19 protein-coding genes and 1 pseudogene are annotated in these 22,188 nt (G+C 59.5%); 6 read left to right on the forward strand and 14 right to left on the reverse strand.

Annotated elements, in window-relative coordinates; translation table 11 throughout:
* Positions 1 to 113: 113 nt before the first annotated feature.
* The 6 genes from JQ597_RS01285 to JQ597_RS01310 all read right to left on the reverse strand — a co-directional run bounded on the left by JQ597_RS01285 (position 114) and on the right by JQ597_RS01310 (position 4,970).
* The gene (locus JQ597_RS01285) at positions 114 to 407 is read right to left on the reverse strand and encodes a GYD domain-containing protein (RefSeq protein ID WP_212262463.1); all 294 of its coding nucleotides are present in this window, start codon (positions 405 to 407) and stop codon (positions 114 to 116) included.
* Between the two features lie 33 nt (positions 408 to 440).
* Entirely contained in the window at positions 441 to 842 is a 402-nt protein-coding gene (locus tag JQ597_RS01290) for a cytochrome C oxidase subunit IV family protein (RefSeq protein WP_212262032.1), read from the reverse strand.
* 9 nt (positions 843 to 851) lie between these two features.
* On the reverse strand, positions 852 to 1,574 hold the full coding sequence (locus tag JQ597_RS01295; protein WP_212262035.1) for a heme-copper oxidase subunit III family protein: 723 nt from the start codon (positions 1,572 to 1,574) through the stop codon (positions 852 to 854).
* Between the two features lie 10 nt (positions 1,575 to 1,584).
* The gene (locus tag JQ597_RS01300; RefSeq protein ID WP_212262038.1) at positions 1,585 to 2,289 is read right to left on the reverse strand and encodes a cytochrome c oxidase subunit 3; all 705 of its coding nucleotides are present in this window, start codon (positions 2,287 to 2,289) and stop codon (positions 1,585 to 1,587) included.
* Positions 2,286 to 4,061 carry a cbb3-type cytochrome c oxidase subunit I gene (locus tag JQ597_RS01305; RefSeq protein ID WP_212262040.1) on the reverse strand — a complete coding sequence of 592 codons (1,776 nt, stop codon included), beginning with the start codon at positions 4,059 to 4,061 and terminating at the stop codon, positions 2,286 to 2,288. The genes JQ597_RS01300 and JQ597_RS01305 overlap by 4 nt, the downstream gene beginning before the upstream one ends.
* Before the next feature lie 75 nt (positions 4,062 to 4,136).
* A complete protein-coding gene (locus JQ597_RS01310) occupies positions 4,137 to 4,970 on the reverse strand; it encodes a cytochrome c oxidase subunit II (protein WP_212262043.1) in 834 nt (277 codons plus the stop codon).
* A gap of 543 nt (positions 4,971 to 5,513) precedes the next feature.
* Here JQ597_RS01310 and JQ597_RS01315 point away from each other — a divergent pair.
* The gene (locus tag JQ597_RS01315; protein WP_212262465.1) at positions 5,514 to 6,425 is read left to right on the forward strand and encodes a DUF2189 domain-containing protein; all 912 of its coding nucleotides are present in this window, start codon (positions 5,514 to 5,516) and stop codon (positions 6,423 to 6,425) included.
* Between the two features lie 29 nt (positions 6,426 to 6,454).
* Here the strand turns inward: JQ597_RS01315 and JQ597_RS01320 are convergent, their stop codons facing one another.
* Positions 6,455 to 7,354 carry a DMT family transporter gene (locus JQ597_RS01320; protein WP_212262046.1) on the reverse strand — a complete coding sequence of 300 codons (900 nt, stop codon included), beginning with the start codon at positions 7,352 to 7,354 and terminating at the stop codon, positions 6,455 to 6,457.
* 847 nt (positions 7,355 to 8,201) lie between these two features.
* On the opposite strand from JQ597_RS01320, the gene JQ597_RS01325 reads away from it, so the two are divergent.
* Complete coding sequence (locus JQ597_RS01325; RefSeq protein ID WP_212262048.1) at positions 8,202 to 11,981, forward strand: vitamin B12-dependent ribonucleotide reductase; 3,780 nt, start codon at positions 8,202 to 8,204, stop codon at positions 11,979 to 11,981.
* Positions 11,982 to 12,064: 83 nt separating this feature from the next.
* Positions 12,065 to 12,751 carry a hypothetical protein gene (locus JQ597_RS01330; RefSeq protein ID WP_212262051.1) on the forward strand — a complete coding sequence of 229 codons (687 nt, stop codon included), beginning with the start codon at positions 12,065 to 12,067 and terminating at the stop codon, positions 12,749 to 12,751.
* A gap of 199 nt (positions 12,752 to 12,950) precedes the next feature.
* Here the strand turns inward: JQ597_RS01330 and JQ597_RS01335 are convergent, their stop codons facing one another.
* The 3 genes and pseudogenes from JQ597_RS01335 to JQ597_RS01345 all read right to left on the reverse strand — a co-directional run bounded on the left by JQ597_RS01335 (position 12,951) and on the right by JQ597_RS01345 (position 16,258).
* On the reverse strand, positions 12,951 to 13,979 hold the full coding sequence (locus JQ597_RS01335) for a hypothetical protein (RefSeq protein ID WP_212262054.1): 1,029 nt from the start codon (positions 13,977 to 13,979) through the stop codon (positions 12,951 to 12,953).
* Positions 13,980 to 14,002: 23 nt separating this feature from the next.
* A complete protein-coding gene (locus tag JQ597_RS01340) occupies positions 14,003 to 15,688 on the reverse strand; it encodes a metallophosphoesterase family protein (RefSeq protein WP_212262057.1) in 1,686 nt (561 codons plus the stop codon).
* 262 nt (positions 15,689 to 15,950) lie between these two features.
* Positions 15,951 to 16,258 (reverse strand): annotated as a pseudogene (locus tag JQ597_RS01345) (ArsR/SmtB family transcription factor).
* Between the two features lie 84 nt (positions 16,259 to 16,342).
* Between JQ597_RS01345 and JQ597_RS01350 the strand changes: the two are divergent.
* Positions 16,343 to 17,425, forward strand: a complete 1,083-nt coding sequence (locus JQ597_RS01350; RefSeq protein ID WP_212262060.1) for an acyltransferase family protein — start codon at positions 16,343 to 16,345, stop codon at positions 17,423 to 17,425.
* Between the two features lie 135 nt (positions 17,426 to 17,560).
* Here JQ597_RS01350 and JQ597_RS01355 read toward each other — a convergent pair whose 3' ends face one another.
* The 3 genes from JQ597_RS01355 to JQ597_RS01365 form a co-directional block, all read right to left on the reverse strand.
* On the reverse strand, positions 17,561 to 17,707 hold the full coding sequence (locus tag JQ597_RS01355; RefSeq protein ID WP_212262063.1) for a hypothetical protein: 147 nt from the start codon (positions 17,705 to 17,707) through the stop codon (positions 17,561 to 17,563).
* 147 nt (positions 17,708 to 17,854) lie between these two features.
* Complete coding sequence (locus tag JQ597_RS01360; protein WP_212031404.1) at positions 17,855 to 18,061, reverse strand: hypothetical protein; 207 nt, start codon at positions 18,059 to 18,061, stop codon at positions 17,855 to 17,857.
* Positions 18,062 to 19,030: 969 nt separating this feature from the next.
* Positions 19,031 to 19,216 carry a hypothetical protein gene (locus JQ597_RS01365; protein ID WP_212262065.1) on the reverse strand — a complete coding sequence of 62 codons (186 nt, stop codon included), beginning with the start codon at positions 19,214 to 19,216 and terminating at the stop codon, positions 19,031 to 19,033.
* Between the two features lie 549 nt (positions 19,217 to 19,765).
* Between JQ597_RS01365 and JQ597_RS01370 the strand changes: the two genes are divergently transcribed.
* Positions 19,766 to 20,170: a hypothetical protein gene (locus JQ597_RS01370; protein WP_212262068.1), complete on the forward strand. Its 405-nt coding sequence runs from the start codon at positions 19,766 to 19,768 to the stop codon at positions 20,168 to 20,170.
* 805 nt (positions 20,171 to 20,975) lie between these two features.
* On the opposite strand, the gene JQ597_RS01375 is transcribed toward JQ597_RS01370, so the two are convergent.
* Complete coding sequence (locus JQ597_RS01375) at positions 20,976 to 21,467, reverse strand: hypothetical protein (RefSeq protein ID WP_212262070.1); 492 nt, start codon at positions 21,465 to 21,467, stop codon at positions 20,976 to 20,978.
* Between the two features lie 390 nt (positions 21,468 to 21,857).
* On the opposite strand from JQ597_RS01375, the gene JQ597_RS01380 reads away from it, so the two are divergent.
* The gene (locus JQ597_RS01380) at positions 21,858 to 22,022 is read left to right on the forward strand and encodes a hypothetical protein (protein ID WP_212262073.1); all 165 of its coding nucleotides are present in this window, start codon (positions 21,858 to 21,860) and stop codon (positions 22,020 to 22,022) included.
* The last annotated feature ends 166 nt before the right edge of the window (positions 22,023 to 22,188 follow it).

A 22,188-nucleotide genomic window follows, 5' to 3' on the forward strand; every position in this document is an offset into this window, starting at 1 on the left:
TAATGCCTCCTCTTGCCGGCGACATGGCGACGTCTGCGTCGTAAAAAGCGATGCGATCGTCCTGAAATATCCCTTTGCAAAACCAGATCTGAAAAGTTCACGAGCACACCTTTTTAGCCCAGCGATTTGATGATTTCCCGATAGGCCGTTTCGGGAAACGCTTTCAGCGTCCGGGTCCGGATGTTTCCCTGCATACCCATTTGCAGGCTGAAACGTGCCGCCACGGCGTCGTCAGGAGCTTCGTAGATCGCGACGATGTCAAAGTCGCCCATGGTAAGGAAAAAGAATTTGAACTCGCCGCTCATCTCCGTGAGCGCTTTCTTTGCTGCGTCCAGACGGCTTGGCGAGTCCTTCACCTTCAGGATGCCCTGCTCGGTCCAGTTTGCAAGCATGACATATGTGGTCATGGCCATCCTCCATTTGGCACGAGGCAGCGGCGCCTACGTCGTTGGCGCGAAGAACAGGACCCGGATGAGGTGCGTATAGTCGGATTCGAACACCATGATCGCCACGAACACCAACACCAGCACCGGCGGCAGCAGGATGGCACAGCTCAAGGCCAGCCGCTCCCAGGCCATGTGCATGAAGACGGCGACGATCAAGCCGGCTTTCAAAATCATGAACAGCAGGATCAGCGACCATCTGAGATAGCCTTGAAAGTGAAAGTAGTCGACGAGATAGGAGCAGGCGCTGAGGACGAACAGCCATCCCCAGACCACGAGATAGAGCTTGATCGGGTGCTGCTGACCCTTTGCGTGCGTGGCTCCTGATGCGGGCACGTCATGCACATGCGCGTGCAGCGAAGGTTGCTGGGCTTCCAGATGTACGGCCACGTTTGTCATGCGCCGACCTCACCAAAGATAAAAGAAGGCAAAGATGAACACCCACACCAGATCGACGAAGTGCCAGTACAGGCCCATGATCTCGACGATCTCGTAGTGTCCCTTTCTGCTCGTGAAGAAGCCGCGCCTTTCGACGTCGAAGTCTCCCCGCCAGACCTTTCGCGCGATGGCGATCAGGAAAATCACACCGAACGTCACATGCGTGCCGTGGAAACCGGTGATCATGAAGAAGCTCGAGCCGAACTGCGCCGCGCCCCAGGGGTTTTCCCAGGGCCGTACGCCCTCCATGATCAGCTTGGTCCATTCGAAGGCCTGCATTCCGACGAACGTTGCGCCAAGCGCCGCTGTAACCAGCATCAAGACGGCGGTTTTGACGCGATCGCGGCGGTAACCGAAATTGACGGCCATCGCCATGGTGCCGCTGCTAGAGATCAGGACGAAGGTCATGATGGCGATCAGGATGAGCGGGATATGGTGCCCCGCAATCTCGAGGGCGAACACCTCGCTCGGATTCGGCCACGGCACCGTCGTGGACATTCGCGCGGTCATGTAGGACAGCAAAAAACAGCTGAAGATAAAGGTGTCGCTCAGGAGGAAGATCCACATCATGGCCTTCCCCCAGGAGACATTCTTGAACGCGCGCTGATCCGAGGACCAGTCGTCGGCAATGCCCCGCAAGCCGGCGGTCCGCGCGGGCGATTCTCCAGGGTTTGTAAGCACAGTTTCTGCCATCTGGTCTCTCCTAGGTGAGCAACCGGCGACAGATGTCGACGAAATCGTCCGTCCAGCCCGTCAGCAGACCAAGCAAGACCAGCCACACCAACAGCAGGAAGTGCCAGTAGATCGTGCAGAGCTCCACGCTCAGGCGCACCTGGGCCATCTCGGCGCCGCGCCACACCCTGGCAGTCGCTCTGCCGAGCGCCACCAGACCGCCCATCAGGTGCAGCCCGTGCGCCGCGGTCATCATGTAGAAGAAGGAATTGGCTGGATTGGACGCGACAAAATAACCCGCTGCGCGCAGCTGTTGCCACGCCAGCAGTTGCCCAATCAGGAATGTAACCGCGGACGCGCCGCCTGCGCAGAGGCCGACGATCACACCGTCCATGTTGTTCCGGTGCGCGGCCACATATGCCCAATGCAGCGCAATACTGCTCAGGACCAGGACGCCCGTGTTGAACCACAGCAGCGAAGGCACGGGCATCGTGCGCCAGTCCGCCATGTTCATGCGCATCGAGTAAGCGCTGATGAAGAGTGCGAACAGCGAGCCGGCGACGGCGAGAAACACGCCCAGTCCGATCTTGGCTGCCGGCAAGGTCACTGCACCAGTGCCCGGGAAATCATCGATCGAACCTTCTTCCAGCCAGGGTTTGGCTGTCAGCCGTTGCTGCGAGAGCCACCATCCGACGATGACCGTTATCACCGCCATGAACAGGATGATGGCGCTCACGGCGCAGCTCCCTGAAGGGCCGGCGTCGCCCGCGGCTGGTTCTGCGGAATGAAGTCCTGCGCGGCACCGGGCACGCTGTAGTCATACGCCCATCGGTAGACCACCGGGAGCTCCTTGCCCCAGTTGCCGTGCCCGGGCGGGGTTTCCGGCGTCTGCCACTCCAGTGTTGTCGCCCGCCATGGATTGCCGCCCGAAGGCCTGCCCTTGAACAGGCTCCAGACAAGATTGAACAGGAACACCATCTGGGCGAAGCCCACGATCAAGGCCATGACGGTGATAAAGGCATTGAGCGTATGGGTCGATGACGGGATGAACGCCGCCTCGCCGATGTCGTGATACCGGCGCGGAACGCCGAGCAGTCCAATATAATGCATGGGGAAGAAGATCAGATAGGCGCCGAGGAACGTCACCCAGAAATGAAACTTGCCCATCCAGTCATCCAGCATTCGCCCGGTGACCTTGGGGTACCAGTGATAGATCGCGCCCAGCACGACCATGATTGGCGCCACGCCCATCACCATATGGAAATGCGCGACGACGAACATGGTATCCGAAAGCGGAACGTCCACGACGACGTTGCCGAGGAAGAGGCCCGTGAGCCCGCCGTTCACGAACGTGATGATGAAGCCGAGGGCGAACAGCATCGGAACGGTGAGATGAATGTCGCCGCGCCACAGGGTCAGCACCCAGTTGTAGACCTTGATGGCGGTCGGGATGGCGATGATGAGCGTCGTGGTGGCGAAGAAGAACCCGAATTTCGGGTGCATGCCGCTCACATACATGTGGTGCGCCCATACGACGAAGCTGAGAGCGCCGATTCCCACGATCGCCCAAACCATCATGCGATAGCCGAAGATGTTCTTTCGCGCGTGGGTGCTGATCAGATCGGAAACGATGCCGAAGGCCGGCAAGGCGACGATGTAGACTTCCGGATGGCCGAAGAACCAGAAAAGGTGCTGGAACAGAATCGGGCTGCCCCCGCCATACTTCATCTGCTGGCCCATCTCGACGAGTGCGGGCATGAAGAAGCTGGTTCCCAGCAGACGGTCGAACAGCATCATGACCGAGGCGACGAACAGCGCCGGGAAGGCCAGCAGCGCCATCACGGTGGCCGTGAAAATGCCCCACACCGTCAACGGCATCCGCATCAACGTCATGCCGCGTGTGCGCGCCTGCAGCACCGTCACCACATAATTCAACCCGCCCATGGTGAAGCCGATGATGAACAGGATCAGCGAGACCAGCATGAGAACGATGCCCCAATCCTGCCCGGGGGTGCCGGAGAGAACCGCCTGCGGTGGGTAGAGCGTCCAGCCGGCGCCGGTGGGCCCGCCAGGCACGAAAAAGGTCGACGCCAGCACCAGGACTGCGAGCAGGTAGATCCAGTAGCTCAGCATGTTCACATAGGGGAAAACCATGTCCCGGGCGCCGACCATCAGCGGGATAAGGTAGTTGCCGAAACCTCCGAGGAACAATGCCGTGAGCAAATAGATCACCATGATCATGCCGTGCATCGTGATGAACTGGAGGTACTGGCTTGCATCGATAAAGGAAAACGTACCGGGAAATCCCAGTTGCAGTCGCATCAGCCACGACAGGACCAGGGCCACCAGCCCGATTGCGGACGCCGTCAGCGAGTACTGGATGGCGATGACTTTAGCGTCCTGCGAAAAGACGTACTGCGTCCACCAGCTTCTGGGATGATAGAGCTCAACCTCCGGCACTTCCGCAGGCGGAGCGTCCGCGCGTGCGTCATATGGGACATCGACCATAGAAAACCCTCCTTGGTCGTTTCCATCGGGGGTGATGAGTTCACACGCCCGATCGATCTTCGCAGCGGCGCCTTCCTACTTGCCGCCGGATTTGTACGTCGCCTTCGTCACGGCGTTTCGGCCTGACAATTCTGCAAACGTCTGCTGCTGCTCCAGCCAGGCGTGATACTCGCTTTCTTCCTGGACGATGACCTTGGCCCGCATCTGCGCGTGCGCCACGCCGCATAGCTCGGCGCAGAGCACATCAAACGTTCCGGTTCGGATCGGGGTCATCCAGAAATAGGTGACCATGCCAGGAACCATATCCATCTTGGCCCGGAATTCGGGCACATAGAAATTGTGCAGGACATCGAGGGAGCGGAGCAAAACCTTGACTGGCTTCCCGATCGGAAGGTGCAAGTCGCCGCTTTCGATCACGACGTCGTCTTGTCCATTCGGATCGTCGCGATTCAAGCCCATCGGGTTTTCGGGACTGATGTTGCGGACATTGGTTGTGCCCATCCGGCCATCCTTCCCCGGCAGGCGGAAGCTCCATTGCCACTGCTGGCCCATGACCTCGATCTCGGTGGCGTCAGCCGGAACCGTGACGAACTGATGCCAGACGACGAGGCCCGGCGCCAACATGGCTCCGACGCCGACCGCAGTCCCGATGGTGAGCCACCATTCGAGCTTCTTGTTTTCGGGATTGTAGGCTGCCCGCCTTCCCTCCTTGTGATGAAAGCGGAAGACGCAATAGGCCATGAACGCGATGACCGCGAAGAACACCGCTCCGGTGATCCAGAAGGTGATGCTGATGGTGTGGTCGATGTAGCTCCAGTTGGTGGCGATCGGCGTCCACCACCACGGGCTGTAGATGTGAAACAGCACCGAGCCGACTGCGACCAGAAGCAGTATAAGTGCGACAACCATCCTTCAGCCCTCCTTGCCATTCAAGGCAACGGAGACGGGATTAAAGGGCGCAGCGCACACTATCTCGATGGCCGACTTCACATGCGCCATCGCAGTGTCTTGCCTCGCCCATATGACCGGTCGCGACATCCAAACGTGGCACGGAGCACACGTTACGACCGCTAACCATCAGATCCGGGGCGTCAGAAATTAAGATGATACCTGTCCAGCCGCGCGTCAATAGATCAATAGAGGACTACCTCGTCGGAGTGCGCCAAACGGCTGCCGCAGCCAAGCGCGCGTCAGCCGGCACAATCGTTTGCACGCAACGCACCAAATGACTGCCAACGTGCACACTTCACCGAACCGTGAGCGCCGCCTAATCCCAATCGCGTTAATCTGGCTCTGCAGGTCGCGACAAGTTTCGTCCGGCTAAGCTCCTCTTCGTTGACCTCGGGTTTGCCGCACTCGGCTCGATCGCGTTTCTCGCACTTAGCGGCGGACACGCGTGGCTGGAAACCGCGTCGTTTCAGCGCCGCGACTTTCAGCACGGGAGGTGCGTCGATGGCCACTCTGTATTCTGACAACATCGCAAGAGTTGGACGGCACGTATTCGGGGACGCCGCCTCATATCCGATCCGAAAAATCGGACTATCCGACCTGCACGAGGCGTTGCGCCTGGGCTGGGAAGACTTCAAGGCAATGCCAAGTCACGCGGTTGTCGTGTGCGTGATCTATCCCGTTCTCGGTCTTGCCCTGTTCAGGATGGTCCTTGGCTATTCGGTACTGCCTCTGCTGTTTCCGCTGGCAGCCGGGTTTGCCTTGCTTGGACCTTTTGCCGCGATTGGTCTGTACGAGCTCAGCCGCCGCCGCGAGCGCGGCGAGGAAGTTGACGTATCGAAGGCGCTTCATGTGCTGCGCGCGCCGGCTTTCGGCGCCATGATCGAACTCGGCGTGCTCCTGCTCGTTCTGTTCGGAGCCTGGATCGGCGTCGCTAACGCCATCTACGTTTCGATCTTCGGCCACGCGCCGGCTGCGAGCATCCCTGACTTCGCAACGCGCGTGCTGACGACGCCGGAAGGATGGTCGCTCATCATCGTCGGGTGCGGCGTCGGTTTTCTGTTCGCGGTCGTGGCCCTGTGCGTCAGTGTCGTATCGTTTCCGTTGATGCTCGACCGGCATGCGACGGCGATAGACGCGATCCGGACCTCGATCTGGGCGGTGATGAAAAATCCGGTTGCGATGGCCGCGTGGGGTCTGATCGTCGCGGCGCTGCTGGTGATCGGTTCGCTGCCGCTGTTCGTTGGCCTGGCCGTCGTTCTGCCGTTGCTCGGTCATGCCACCTGGCATCTGTACCGGAAAGTGGTGGAGCCGGATCCCAATCCTCCACAGGAGGAAGAACCCCACCTGCGCAAGGGACACCGCTACGCGGCGGATTTCCCGGCCAATCTCTTCCCGTGGAGCCGCGAGAAGTGAGAGACGAGTGATACGAGGCTTGTGAGCCGTTACGACCGCGTCGCCAGCACCACGCCCGCCAGCGTGAACAGCAGCGCCACGATCTGGACCGGGCCCAGCGGCTCTCCGAGGGCTGCCGCCGAGGCCACCACGCCGATGACCGGCACCGCCATGGTGCCGATCGCGGCGACCGAGGCCGGCAGCCGCGACAGCGCGGCAAACCAGCTGACATAGGCGATGCAGAACTGGATCACGGTGGAATAGATCAGCAGCCACCAGCCGATCTGGCTGACCTTGCCCAGATCGGTGGTCTCGATCGCGAGGCCGACGATGGCGACCGGAAAACAGCCGAGCCCGATCTGCCAGGCGGCGGCCGGGATCGGCGGCATGTCGAGCGGCAGTTTCTTGGCCAGCACCGTGCCGAGCGCAAACCCCATCGAGCCGGCCAGCGCCATCACGATCCCCGGCAGTTTGGCGGCGGATGCCGTTACCCCATCGCCGCCCATGATGGCAGCTAAGCCTGCGAACGCCATCACCAGCGAGACCGTGCGCAATAAAGTGGGCCGCTCGCCCAGCACCGGCCAGGCCAACAGCGAAGCCCAGACCGGCATGGTGTAGGCGATCAGCGCGGTTTCGCTGGCCGGCAGCCACAGCAGCGCCAGCCCCATCAGCACCATCCACCCGGTGACATTGAGCAGCGCCGCCAGCATCAGCCGCGGCCACAGCGCCCGGTCGACCCGCAGAGTCTGCCCCCGCAGCAGCGCCAGCGCCGCCAGCAGCAAGGCCCCGATCACGCCGGTGACGCCGCGCAGGGTCAGCGGCGGCAGTTCGCCGAGCAGGAATTTTGTGACCGGCCAGTTAAAGCCCCAGCCCACCGAGGTGATGGCGAGGAACATGAGGCCGGCGGGTGCGATACGCGCACGCGCAACTGGTGGCACAGGCTCTGTCATGAACGACCGGCAAGGACCGAAAAGGAATCGGAGAAAAGGGAATCGGCTCAAGAATCAGCCGGGGGAATCGGCGGCGACTTTGGCCCTTATCGGGGCTAGCTACCATCGGCCCGCCGGCATGCCAGGGTGGAGTTCTCCGTAGCCTTACGTGAGTCTCCAAAGCGCAATCCCGGAAGGCCCGGAACAGGCGAATAAATACTTGTCCTGTGAACAGCCGGGAGAAGGCTGCGCTCCACAGGCCGGCAACTTTTTTTTCCTTGTCGAATCTGTGAGGACTCACTGATACTTGGGCCGATCACAGGCGCGAGATCACCCCCTGTTATCCCCCTCTTTCCACCATATTTAGTATTTGATTCAGGAACTCGTACTAGTCCTTGACGGGCGTAACGGACTTGGCCTAGCTTTCTTCCTGTTCGGCGCGAGTGTGTTTTGGGTCCCCGCCGGTCATCCCAAAAGGGTTCCGAAATGACCACTCCGTCCGCCGGTCGAGGCCGCGGCTGAGGACTTTTCTGCCCTTAAAACCCGGGAATTCCTCTCGGAATTTCTGGGCAGTTCGGGGCGCGAAAACGGGGCCGCAAGGCCCGAAAAAAGCGGGCCGGAACAGGCCCAAAGTGACGCGGCAAGTGAAGCGTTGGGGCGTTGATTGCATGACCTGGAAGGCCCGGATCGGGAGCCAGGAAATGCCAGAGAGACAGACCGGGTTCACCGGTTGAGCTGCGGATCAAGGGATCAGGGTTGCCCGGGCTATTCTTATAGTCCCGACGCAGCCATGGTTCGGGAGGTCCGCTCAAGGATAACATTCCGGAACCCGCGACAATGCGGACCGGTCAGAAGACGGGGCACGACCATGCGAATCGAACGGCGCAACACGACTCAAGGCCAGTCACCCTACGCAGGGATTGATTTCAGATTAACGACATCGGAGATCCGCAATCCCGATGGTTCGATCGTGTTCCGGCTGGAAAATGTCGAGGTGCCGCAGTTCTGGTCGCAGGTCGCCTCCGACGTCCTGGCGCAGAAGTACTTTCGCAAGGCCGGCGTCGCCGCGCGCCTGAAGAAGGTCGAGGAAGAGACCGTGCCGTCCTGGCTGTGGCGCTCGGTGCCCGACACCGAGGCGCTGGCGTCCCTCCCCGAGAACGAGCGCTTCGTCAGCGAACTCTCGGCAAAACAGGTGTTCGACCGCCTCGCCGGCTGCTGGACCTATTGGGGCTGGAAGGGCAGCTACTTCTCGAGCGAAGAAGACGCCCAGGCGTTCTTCGACGAGCTGCGCTTCATGCTCGCAAAACAGATGGTCGCGCCGAACTCGCCGCAGTGGTTCAACACCGGTTTGCATTGGGCCTACGGCGTCGATGGCCCCGGCCAGGGCCACTACTATGTGGACTGGAAGACCGGCAAACTCACAAAATCAAAATCGGCTTACGAGCATCCGCAGCCGCACGCCTGCTTCATCCAGGGCGTCGATGACGACCTCGTCAACGAGGGCGGCATCATGGACCTCTGGGTCCGTGAAGCCCGGCTGTTCAAATACGGCTCCGGCACCGGCTCCAACTTCTCGCGTTTGCGCGGCGAAGGCGAGCGCCTGTCCGGCGGCGGCCGCTCAAGCGGCCTGATGAGCTTCCTCAAGATCGGCGACCGCGCAGCCGGCGCGATCAAGTCCGGCGGCACCACGCGCCGCGCGGCCAAGATGGTCGTGGTCGACGCCGACCATCCTGATATCGAGACCTATATCGACTGGAAGGTGAAGGAGGAGCAGAAGGTTGCGGCGCTCGTCACCGGCTCCAAGATCAACCAGAAGCACCTCAAAGCCGTGCTGAAGGCCTGCGTCAATTGCGAAGGCTCCGGCGACGACTGCTTCGATCCCGAGAAGAACCCTGCCCTGCGCCGCGAAATCAAGCTCGCCCGCCGCGCGCTGGTGTCCGACAACGTCATCAAGCGCGTGATCCAATTCGCAAAACAAGGCTACAAGGACATCGACTTCCCGACCTACGACACCGACTGGGATTCGGAAGCCTACCTCACGGTATCCGGCCAGAACTCCAACAACTCGGTCTCGCTGAAGGACGATTTCCTGCGCGCGGTTGAGACCGACGGCGACTGGAATCTGATCGGCCGCACCAGCAAGAAGGTGACGAAGACGCTGAAGGCCCGGGATCTCTGGGAAAAAATCGGTCACGCCGCCTGGGCGTCGGCCGATCCCGGCCTGCACTTCAACACCACCATGAACGACTGGCACACCTGCAAGGCGTCCGGCGACATCCGCGCCTCCAATCCGTGCTCGGAATACATGTTCCTGGACGACACCGCCTGCAATCTGGCCTCCGCGAACCTGATCACGTTCTACTCGACCACGACCAAACGCTTCGACGTCGAGGCGTATGAGCATCTCTGCCGGCTCTGGACCGTCGTGCTCGAAATCTCCGTGATGATGGCCCAGTTCCCGTCCAAGGCGATCGCCGAACTCTCCTACGAGTTCCGCACGCTCGGCCTCGGCTTCGCCAACATCGGCGGCCTGCTGATGACCATGGGCCTGCCTTACGACAGCAAGGAAGGCCGCGCGCTGTGCGGCGCGCTGACCGCGATCATGACCGGCGTGTCCTATGCGACCTCGGCCGAGATGGCCAAGGAATTGGGCCCCTTCCCCGGCTACAAGAAGAACGCCCAGCACATGCTGCGCGTGATCCGCAACCACCGCCGCGCCGCCCACGGTGAAAGCCGCGGCTACGAGGCGCTCGCGGTCAACCCGGTGCCGCTGGATTACGCCAGCGTGCCGCAGACCGACATCGTCGAGCGCGCCAAGGCCGCCTGGGACCTCGCGCTGCAACTGGGCGAAGCCCACGGCTACCGCAACGCGCAGACCACGGTGGTGGCGCCGACCGGCACCATCGGCCTCGTGATGGATTGCGACACCACAGGCATCGAGCCTGATTTCGCGCTGGTGAAATTCAAGAAGCTCGCCGGCGGCGGCTACTGGAAGATCATCAACCAGGCCGTTCCCGTGGCGCTGCGCACGCTCGGCTACCGCGAAGCTGATATCGCCGAGATCGAGGCCTATGCCGTCGGCCACGGCTCGCTCTCCAACGCACCCGGCGTCAACGTCTCCACTCTGAAGGCCAAGGGTTTTACCGACGAAGCCCTGGCCAAGGTGGAAGCCGCGCTGCCGACCGCGTTCGACATCAAGTTCGCCTTCAACAAGTGGACCTTTGGTGAAGAATTCCTGCGCGAGACGCTGAAGCTGGCGCCGGAAGTGATCGCCGCCCCCGGCTTTGACCTGCTCGCCGCCGTGGGCTTCACCAAGCGCGAAATCGAAGCCGCCAACGTGCACATCTGCGGCGCGATGACAGTGGAAGGCGCACCGCATCTGAAGGCCGAGCACTATCCCGTGTTCGACTGCGCCAACCCATGCGGCAAAATCGGAAAACGCTATCTTTCCGTGGAGAGCCACATCCGCATGATGGCGGCCTCGCAGCCCTTCATCTCGGGTGCGATCAGCAAAACCATCAACATGCCGAACGACGCCACCGTCGAGGATTGCAAGTCCGCGTACCTGCTGTCCTGGAAACTGGCGCTGAAGGCCAACGCGCTCTACCGCGACGGCTCAAAGCTTTCGCAGCCGCTGAACTCGCAGCTCATCAGCGATGATGACGACGAGGATGATGCGACCGACGCGTATTACGACAAGCCGATGGCCGCGCGCACCGCGCAGGTCTCGGAAAAGATCGTGGAGAAGCTGGTCGAGCGCATCGTCGTGATGCGCGAGCGCGAGAAGATGCCGGATCGCCGCAAGGGCTACACCCAGAAGGCGGTTGTCGGCGGCCACAAGGTCTATCTCCGCACCGGCGAATATGACGACGGCCGGATCGGCGAGATCTTCATCGACATGCACAAGGAAGGCGCGGCGCTGCGCTCCTTCATCAACAATTTTGCGATCGCGGTCTCGCTCGGCCTGCAATATGGCGTGCCGCTGGAAGAATATGTCGACGCCTTCACCTTCACCCGCTTCGAGCCGGCGGGTCCCGTGCAGGGCAACGACAGCATCAAGTACGCGACCTCGATCCTCGACTACGTGTTCCGGGAACTTGCGGTCAGCTACATGAGCCGCTTCGACCTCGCCCATGTCGATCCCTCCGAGTCGAATTTCGACGCGCTCGGCAAGGGCGTCGAGGAAGGCAAGGAGCCGGACGGCAGCCAGGGCCACCACCAGGCCACCAAATATCTGTCCAAGGGCCTCACCCGCTCGCGCACGGATAATCTGGTTGTGATGCGCGGCGGCTCGACCGCCGTCTCCTCCGGCTCCGACCAGGCGCCGACCGGCGGCTCACGCGTCACCTCGCTCGCCGCCCACGGCGCCACCTCCCGCGCAGCCGACGCCGTCGAAGGCGCCGTCGCCCTGAAGCAGGAAGCCCAGCACGACCTGTCGCCGACCGAAAAGCTGGAAGCCCTGCAATGGAGCAAGGCCGGCGCAGCGCAAGCCGCCCAGCCCACCGTGACCAAAGCCGAACGCCGCGCGGAGGCCAAGGCGCGCGGCTACGAAGGCGAGATGTGCGGCGAGTGCGGCAACTTCACTCTCGTCCGGAATGGGACCTGTATGAAGTGCGATACGTGTGGAAGTACGACGGGGTGTTCGTGACGTTTAATAGCCGAACCACCGACGTTCTGGGAAGGCCGCTCTGTTAAGCGGCCTTTTCCTTGATCCAAGGACTAAGTCTCCAGATGGAAAAAGCAATCGAGACCGAAATCCCAAACGGGACGAATGCCGCTCCCGTCATTCGTATTCCAAAAAATAGTCTCGTCGCGTGGAAGACCGAACTTTCAGAGTGGACCGCGACCGAAGTCTTCCGTACCCGTATTGACCAGATAGCTCATAGCATTCCTCGAGGCACATTCTTCCGTCAAGGTGGGCTGGCGTTCTTGCGCGACGCTTGGATTGCAAGCCGCGTCGCCGGTGCACTGCCATCGGATATAGTGAGATTAGTCTCCTCTCCACGTCCAGACTTCGAAATTCAGATCGACGGACAGACTCTACAATTCGAAGCCACCGAAGCAGATATGGAAGGTCGACGGCCCGGCGATGAGCCGGACGATCCTCATCCGCTGATGGACCCTGTCGAGAATTGGCGAAGGAGATATGAAGCTATTCCAGCAGCGCTCGATCGAGTGGTCGCCAAGAAACTGAAAAAGGACTACCCGCCCGACGTTAGCCTCGCGATTTACGTTAATCTTGGGTGCTACGGCGCCTATGTAGAAGAAGGTTTGCCCATTCTTCGGGATCACACCGCTGCGGCACGAGCCAAGTTCAAATGTGTTTTTGTGCTCTGGGAGAGTTGCCTTTACAAATTCTGGGAAGAAGGAAGACCCCGATTTGAGAAATGGCAATACGTCGATCCCGACGACTTCTAAGGGCGGATTACGTCTAACTGGTCCGCGCAAGGATCTCGTAGGGCGGATTGGAGCCGAAGGCGTAATCCGCCATTTACGTTCAGCGAGGCGGCGGATTACGCTAATCCGCCCTACCGCGCTCATACTCTCTCCCGAAGAGGCGTCTCGCAGGACCGCGTCGGCGCCTGCGCGACAGATGCGCCGAACCTCCAGGCGATCCCTACGCTTCTCCCTTGGCTGCCTCAATTTCCAAAATCTCTCTGACCGCCTTCAGCCCCTCGAGTACCTCCTCCCTCGCATAAGGTCCAGGCCCATTTTCCTGTACCTCATGCATACGAAACGCGACATCCGGAAAGTACGGCTTCAATAATTGTTTCGCCCGGTCTATCAGCCGATTCGATTCACTGAAGTAACGAAGTTTCTTGGTTTCATCTAGTTCTTCGGAAATTTTATCGATCTTCTGAATCAAGAGCGCAGCCTGCCTAGCTGTCGGCGGCTCACGATATTTGCTGTGATACGAAAGAAAATCCTTACGCGTCTCCTCCAACTTTTCATTTTTCCGATCCCGCTCGCGCTGCAGACGCTCGTTGAGCGCCTGCAGATCAACTTCGTACGATACGCCTCTGAAATTTTCATACCACTCAGGAAAATCGGAACCGAGCGCTCCCTTAATCACGTCGATGAGTTCCAAGTTACTTTCGAGCTCGAAAGGGATCTCATCCCCAAATTGCCGGGCCTCCATATCAAGCACTTGTAAGCACTCTTTTCCCAAAGAAAATGCCGCTACAATGTTTACTACGTGCTCCCTAATTAGCCGCCGTCGGGTGAACGCGCTGTGATCATGATCCTCAGTCTTCCAAGGGTTCGAAAAATATCGATCAACGAGGAAGGGAATATGAGTTTCTGCCGAAGTGCGAACAATCTTTCGGTAGCACTGATCCAACGTCGGGAGTTCTGCTAGAATAGGTTCCGTAATAAAGCTGACCCGCGCGTAACCTTTTTTCCACTCCTCTTTGTCTGATTCATCAAATTTGAATTCATCGCTTAATCTCCTTGCACGTTGGACGAGTTCACGAGCCTTCTTTCTGGTTACGAGAGAAGAGTGCTCTAAAGTACTCTTGAGTATTTTTAGAACATGGTTCGCGTCATCAAAATTTCCGGGAACATTCCGCAATACGCACATCATAAGGGCGTCATCCAACGGCTTGATGCGCTCCGGTTCTATCGCAGCCACCAAGCTGTGTGCCAAGGCCGGATCTAGCCCTTTGTTGACTACCGAGTCTTTGCCAGCGATTGTCGTCTCGCGCGAAGCAGTCTCGCGCTTTTTATTCGCGTTTGAACGGTCTGTCGCGCTCTCATGCTTGTGTGAGGATTTAGACGCGTCTCTTTTTGCCACCCCCCCCCGCTGGCGCCCGAAACCTCCCTAGGCTCTTCTTCTAAGTCGAGCCCGGTCGAGCCTCCTTTCAGTGTTATAGCGACGCTTTGAAGTTCGAACTTCCCACCGTCAGAATAAGGATCAAAATAGAACTTTACACTTGAGCGTTTAGTGACCGGATCGAAGGTAACAATGTCGTAGCACATCGGCCTACCATCTACCCCGGTAGTCGACCCGCATCCTATAACGGTGATCTCCTGAGATTCGACGGACGTCCTCGCGACATGGGGCACGTGCTTGTGGCCGTGTAGCACCAAAGGAATGTCGCGGCGGGCACACCAGCGCAAGAACTCATCCGCGTTTTCGAACTCGATGAAGAACTCGTCGTTTCGAGCAAACTTGGCGATGAGACGTTCGTAGAGGGCTGCTGGTGCGGCTCCATATTTCAGAGGGTGATGGTGCACCAATGCGATCTTGAAGTACTTCGAGATGTCCTCCTCCCGCTCGTTCGCTTCAGCTTCGAAATCGATCGCCATTCGTCTTCGCTGGTTATCCGACACACCGCCCCTCGCCCAATCTCCCTGCTCGTTGGAGTCGAAACAGAAGAAGACAGCCTGAAGGTCATCGCTGACGACTAGGTTCGGAAGTCCAAGACTTACTACCTGGGACGCATCTTCTCGGAGCTTCTTGTAGTCTGTCCCTCCAGTCCGAAAGTCGTGATTGCCGGGAACGACTATGATCGGCTTTTTTGTCATCAGTCTGAGGTCATCGCGGAACTCCTGATACTCGTGGCGAAAACCGAGCTCCGGGTCGTTGAACAAGTCACCGGTTATTGCTGTGGCATCGACGCCGGGAAGTATCTTCCGGAGGTGAGCTTTCAGCCACGCTCGATTGAACCTGGCGTCGGGGCGGCCGAAATGAAAATCGCTCAAGTGAAGTATTCGCTTCGTGTTGCGCCGCTTAACTTCATTCTTCAGGATGTTTTCAATCCTTCTTGGGTTCTCTTCCAAAGCTTCGACAAGCACGTTTCGATAGAATCGCTTGGCCTCATTCAGGGAAAGCACGCACGAGACCGCCCCCGACCAGAAGAGGACGGCGGGGGTATCGACCAGAGAGTCGGCCAGTTCCGTCATCGCTGGAAACGGATTCAGGTATTCGACGAAGTCGACCCCCTTTTCCGGCATCAGTACCAAGCCCTTGCTCTTCGCACTTAGCGCGGACTCGAGAAAGAACGTGAAGCTTTCTTCCTCTCTTTCGAGCGGTGACGGAACAATGAGGCAGTACAGATGATAGTCGCTGAAATGCTCTCGGAGAGGCGCAAGAATCGACTCCACCTCATCCGGTTCTAGCAATCCGGGCTCTTTCTTGCTCAGCTCATTCCGACGCTCGTTGGCGACGCCGTCAACGGCTTGGCACCAATCGTTGGGCTTTCCTCGAGTCGAGCTCACGAGCGAGTAAGGATTGCTCAACCCTTCCAGAAAGCTGTCGAGTTCGCCCCGGTCGGCCCGAGGTGCACGTGCCCGTCGGTCGCTTGTCAGATAAGCGACGAAATTGGCGTGCTGGATACGAAATGTTGCTCCCATATCTACCTTCTACTGGTTGAAGCGACGACAATCGCAGCACGTACACGCCGGCTGTTACGTTTGGCCAGACTAGGCACCAATAGTGAGGCGTGCGCCCTCAACATACCTGCCAAGCACTCAAGCCCTCAACAGCGGGTGCAGTCGTCATCCGCCAAAAGCTACTATAGGGCGATGCTTATCGTACCTGCAATCTAGCCCGCGGGGCGGATTTAAGCCGAAGGCGCAATCCGCCGCTTCTGGGCGTAACACCGATCAAGCTCCGCTAATCCGCCCTTCCCCTACCCCAGCTCCGCCAATCCCAAAATCTCTTCAACAACTTCGGAAACCGCGCGTTGATATCACCTCACGGACGACGTTGCGATGCTCGACGCCTCTTTTCGAGGTCTGGATCAGGCCGGCTTCGCGCAGCACGCGAAAATGGTTCGACAGGGTCGATTTGGCCATCTCGGGGCATGGCGCGGCCTGCGTGCAGGACATGCAATCCTTGCGCTCGAGCAGGCTCTTGACGATGCGCAGCCGCATCGGGTCCGCGAGCGCTAGGCAGCTGGTTAGGGTTAACTGTGAGGTCATAGGGACCGTGCTGCTTTGTCGCGCTAAACCAACATCCGGATAGGACGTGCCGCCTGCGGCCGCAACAAGGGTGTGCAAACCGTGATGAGAATCGGATCGCTGGACTCATTGCGAGGTATCGCTGCGTTGATCGTTGTGGCGTCTCACATGCGACTGATGTTTCCGGAAACGCCGGCCTGGATCAAATACTCTCCTTTGAGGGTTTTGATTGCGGGCGAATCTGCCGTCACCGTGTTCTTTATTCTAAGCGGCCTTGTTCTCTACCTCGCGCTGACCTCACGAGACGGCGGCTCCTACTGGTCTTTTGCAACCAAACGATTCTTGCGGATATATCCGCCATTCTGCGTTGCCATCCTGATCTCGGCGGCTCTTTGGTATCTGGTCAACCCGGCGGGGCCGATGCTAGGTGTGGGCAACTGGGCAAACGAATACAGCTGGCACCTCCGCCCTGTCTGGTCCGTGGTTGTGGCCCATCTGGCAATGACCGACGTGCAGGCGTGGCAGTCGCTCGACAACGTGATGTGGAGCCTTGTCATCGAACTGAGGTTGTCACTGATCTTTCCGGTCATCGCTGTTGCGGTCAAACGAGACTGGCGCGTGGCCATGGCGCTGGGAGCTCTTATTTCGGGAGCCTGCTTCTACATCGAGAGAAGCTTTTCGCCCGACTGGCTCTTCAATCCGTTTCAGACGGGAAAGTACCTTTATCTGTTTGTCATCGGTGCTGTGCTCGCCGAGAACGCGTCGCAGATCATAAAGGTCTCTCAGGCATTGAGCGGACGGGCCAGACTGGGATTATGGTGCGCGGCGCTCATTCCGTTTTCGGTCAATCCGATACACTTCGGGGGGATACCGACTGCAGTCGGTTCCGCTCTGCTCGTCGCTTTGAGTTTTGCCGACGTGAAGGTCCGCGACGCACTTACCGCTTCGATCCCTCTTTGGCTTGGAAAGATTTCTTACAGCCTTTACCTGATCCATGTGCCCATTTTGATCGCGGCTGCACACCTTCTCAATACGACGATTGCGATGATTTATATCGTGGCTTTGGCTGCAATTATCGCTCTTTGTGCCTCCGAGATATTCTATCGCACTGTCGAACGTCCCTCTATGAATTTTGGGCGCACAATGGCTGAGCGGCTTCTGCCGCGCCGTTCGCTCGTTCCAGCCTGACCACATCAACCCTGACGTTACGGCGGCCCTAGCCGAAACTCGTAAGGCGGACTGGAGCGAAGCGTAATCCGCCCTACCGCGCTCAAAGATTATCGACAATGAAAGCCCCGCCGGCGTGAACCGGCGGTTTTGAAATCAAAGGCTATAGCTCGCCACAAAGACCTCTTTCATCTTCACTACGAGGAAGTCCTTCTGTCCTTCGCCGGATTTGCGTCCTCCGGTGACGTTATCCAGTGCTTCGTCGGAGATTTTGTCGCTCGCTTGAACCTGCTCGGTCTTCATTGTCCCGCTCCGTGTTGTGTGGCGCTGTGCGCCGTTGAACTGGAGCGAGTATGCCGGGCGGCGATCAGGCTTACCGTGACGTGCGTCACAAAGGAAAAGCCCCGCCGGTTAGGGCGGGGCTAAAGCAGCGCTCTTAGCGCGATGCTCTTATTTTCCGCCCTTGGGCTTTATGCTGAGACCCTTCAGCGTGCCCTCCGCACCCTCGGTGATCTTGTCGAGGCCCATCCGAATCCCCGTTCCAACAGCAAACGAGCCTACAATGACGGCGATATACACAAAGCCGCCAGACACCGCGTCGAGTTCGTTGTCAGTAAGAGCGGGCATCGTGTTCATATGTGAAGAGTGGGTCTGCATGACGAGCCTCCAGGTTGGGGTCGGGATCATCCAGACCGTGCTCTTAACTAGAGCGAGCCCGGGACGGGCGCTGTGAGCAACATCACACTGTGACCCGCCTGCGCACCATCGGCACGAGATCGCAGTTCGCGACCAGACCGAAAACCCCTCGGTGTTGCGCCTGGGTGACAGCCCTTTCTCCCCACCTTCGATAGCCTGTCATCATCACAGTGCGTGAGGTGTGCCATGACCGAGCGTGTTATTTCCGAATTGTCGAACTATTCGTATGAGGCAATTTTGGCAGTCTGTGGCGTGGGTTCGTTGGTGTCGCTCCTTGTCGCAGCTACTGCCTGAAGAGGCCACCAACTGAAGCGGCCTAACGCTCGCGGCGAAGCTTCGCTCATTCGTGCACCGGCCCCACACTGGCGAGGCCCATAGGGCGGATTGAAGCCGACCTGTCCGCCGTAGCTCGAAGAGCGAAGGCGGAAGGCGCAATCCGCCGTTTTCGGATCAAGCTAAGGCGGCGGATTACGCTTCGCTCCAATCCGCCCTACGCGTTACTTGAATCGGGTTCGCCGCCGCCGCATTTCCATGATCAGGTGGCCCGACGCGCAACGCTGCGTCCCACCACACGCCGGGCCAGTCAAACCAAAGCGGGGTTGAGGGGCGCCGGTTTGACCGAATCGTTGATATCCGAACTTCGTGGCAGAAACCGGCCGGCGCCGGGCTGTTCGCGTGATGGCTGACGGTTAGCGACGCGAACGCGATGAACGAGCGTAGCCCGGATGAGCAAAGCGATATCCGGGGCGGTGCAGAAATGGTCCCGGATGTCGCGGAGCCTGTCATCGGGCGCGCATTCGCGCGACCCGTTGGCTCATCCGGGCTACGCTTGCTGACAGGCGCGCGTCCAATCCCATCTCGTCATGCCGGGGCGCGTCCCGGCATGACGTCATCTTGTGACGAGGCCGCTCCAGCCCCGACAGCGCAACTCTAGGCGACCATCGTCCGGCCGCCGCCGAAGTTGATGTTCGCCCATGGCGAATAAAACTGTTTGACCCAATTCAGGTACTGGATCTCGCCTTCGATCGCCCGCCGTCCGCCGCTCACCTGGTCGAGGTCGGCAACCGACAATTCCACCGTGCCCTGGCCGCCGAGTTCATCGTTCCGCGTCTTCATGTTCTGCTCCGTTGGATAAGAAAGAAGGATCATCCTTCGATTTATCGGGTCAGGATGAGACCACGGCGATTCAATTTCCGTGATTTGAATCACGTGCCCCCGTAGGGCGGATCGCAATTGTCGCTCGGTTTCCGTTGTCGTCCCGGCCTAGTGCGCAATTGCGCACGGGGGGCCGGGACCCATACGCCGCGGCCTGTATTGTTCGGAAAGAAGATAATGACCGGCACGCAACACAACAGCCGACGGTGGCTATGGGTCCCGGCCCCGTGCGCAATTGCGCACTAGGTCGGGACGACATCGGAGAGTGTTCTTCGAAAACGGCGGATTACGCCGGAGCCTGTCACCGGGCCGCGCCTTGCGCGGACCCGTTCGGCTAATCCGCCCTACCGCCCTGCCGCTCCTTCGAATTTTGCCTCGAGATGAATCCACGAACTGTGCGGAGCATCACACCAGGCATCGCGGGTTCAAGGCAGATTGCGACCAGTAGAGACGATCTCGAACACGGGCTTGCCACGACCAATGTCAGAACCTCCCAGGAAATCGATTGCCATGCGCGTTGCGAAGGTTCTCCTTGGCAACGATGAGCCCGCGTTCATTGCCGCCGCGGCTGGAGCATCAATTGCCTGGGGCATCCTCATGGCTTGCCAGACCAGCTATCTCGGCCCCCGTCCGGCCCCGCCGCTTTGGCAGGCGATCGGAAGCGGGATCGCGGTCGGCATGTTTCTGATGCCGTTCTTTTTCATGGGGATTTCCCGGGCAATCGGGTTCATGTCGCATTGGGCGGCCCTCGTCCTCATGAGCGCCGCATTCTATTTTCCCCTTGTTCTGGTGCACATGAGAGCACTCCAGCTCCCCTCCTTCGCATTCATGGCCGTAAGCGTCGCCTATGCAGCTGCGGCCATCCTCGTGGCCAGACGGATCGTGAAATGGCACCGCCGCGCGTCCGTGCAATAGCTGCCGCTGCTCCGTAGCCGAAGGCTTCATTCACTTGTTCGGATTGCAGCAAGTGCGCCCGTAGGGCGGTTTGGAGCGCAGCGTTTCAGTTGTCGTCCCGGCCTAGTGCGCAATTGCGCACGGGGGGCCGGGACCCATACGCCGCGGCCTGTATTGCTCGGAAAGAAGATAATGACCGGCACGCAAAACAACAGCCGACGGTGGCTATGGGTCCCGGCCCCCGTGCGCAATTGCGCACTCGGCCGGGACGACATGCGAGTGCGACAAATTAACCCGACGGGCAAAATTCCGCTTTCCTCGTCGGGCAAATCATCTCTACGAATTTGCGTTATCCCGTCCCACTCAGAGGGGCGTCGGCCGTCGTCATGACGAGGGGCGGGTCGCGGTGGACGTAACAGTTGCGATTGACGGTCGTGGCTGAAGCGTACGGCGAAAGCGTGTGGTCCTGGCGCCCGTAACGGCGTCAAGTCCTGCGGGAGCTAACGCTTCCGAGGGACGACGGTGGCAATAGAGACCGTCTCACCGGGGAGAGCGCGTTATAAGCCGTAAAGCCATTGCGCAGGGAAGGCTGGGTGTTCCCCGCTGCCCTGTATGCTCGTGTGCAGCTTTGTTTGCACAATCGCACACGAGACCGCGGGTGCAGCGCGCACCCGGCCTTCCCTGCGCCCTCTCATTTCGGGAGGGTCAGCACATCGCAAAACTCGGACGTTTCACGCCGCGAGATCGCGGAAGCATGGCACATTCATTGTCACGATCGACACTAGGAAGGCTTCTAAGGATGCCCGGGACGGCTCAGCCAAGCCCCCTACTTCTTGTTCTCCTCGCAAAACTTCAGCGCCGCCAGCGCCTCGCCCATCCGCGGGATCTTGATTTCGACGCTGTTGTCCTCGTCGTCCTCGAAATCGATCGTCAGCAGTTTGGCCTTGGCGAGCGTGTCCAGGATCGATTGCTGGAATTCGAAAGTGCCGCGGACGGCGGTCTTGTCGACGACCTCCCATTTCGCCTTCTTCATGATGTCCTTGTCGTCGGTGCCGACATCGGCCCGCAGGATCTTGCCGACCTTGTCCCACTCCCAGCCGTCGTAGATCACGGCCACCACGATCGCCTCCTTGGAGTAGCTCAGCACGATCACGTAGTCGCTGTTGTCATCGTCCTTGTCGGTATAGGCGCGGGCCGCATTGCAATGATCGTCTCCGCTGCGCTTCTCGACCTCCCAGTCGCCAACCTTGGTTTGCGCCAGCGCCGGCGCCGCCAAAAAGCCCCCGAGCAACAAAACCGCCAAAAGAATTCGTTTCATATCAGCCTCCCGCCTGTCTCGGGCCAAACTGATCACCTCCGGACGGGAGTCGCAAGTCTCATAGAGCGCAGGATTTGGAGGCGGCTTGTCCGCCGCAGTTCATGAAAAGACGTAAGCTCCGACGCTTGAGACACCGTCGCAGAGAAGCACGCCGCACCGCAGCTTTGTTCTCCATCCGACTCCAGTTTGTTCGCAAAGAACGAATCGGAATCGCGCAAATCGGCGCGGACCAATTCCTAACAACACGTTGCTTAGTCGTTGTGCGCGCTCATCATGCAAGAAGCTACCGCGTCGCTGTTCCCCGCGTAACAGCGCGGACTTCGTTGATCGGTCATCGTCCTGTCCATGCCGATGCAATGGTGCATCGGAACGGCAACAGGAGAAGACAACATGGAACGCGCAAATTCGAATGAGACGTCGACCGAACTGACGATGGACGAACTGGACTCGGTCGCTGGCGGGAGGGATACGACGACCAAGGTTTTCGCTGCGGCGTGCCTGTTGAACACGTCCTTCATGCTCGGAGCCATGGTTGCCATGGCTGTTCTGAAATAACCGCTGTTATGAAACAGTGAAAAGCACTTGGGCCTCGCAGACAAGCAAGCAGCGAAGGCGCGGGGCCGAAGCCCCGCGTCTGCTGGCGCCGCGCTGTGATGTGGTCACACAGCAGCAGCGCTGTGCGGTGCTGGTAAACCAGCCAGTCCGTGATAGCATCCTTCCA

Origin of the sequence: Bradyrhizobium sp. AUGA SZCCT0177, assembly GCF_018130125.1 — a bacterium.
Classification (GTDB): Bacteria; Pseudomonadota; Alphaproteobacteria; order Rhizobiales; family Xanthobacteraceae; genus Bradyrhizobium.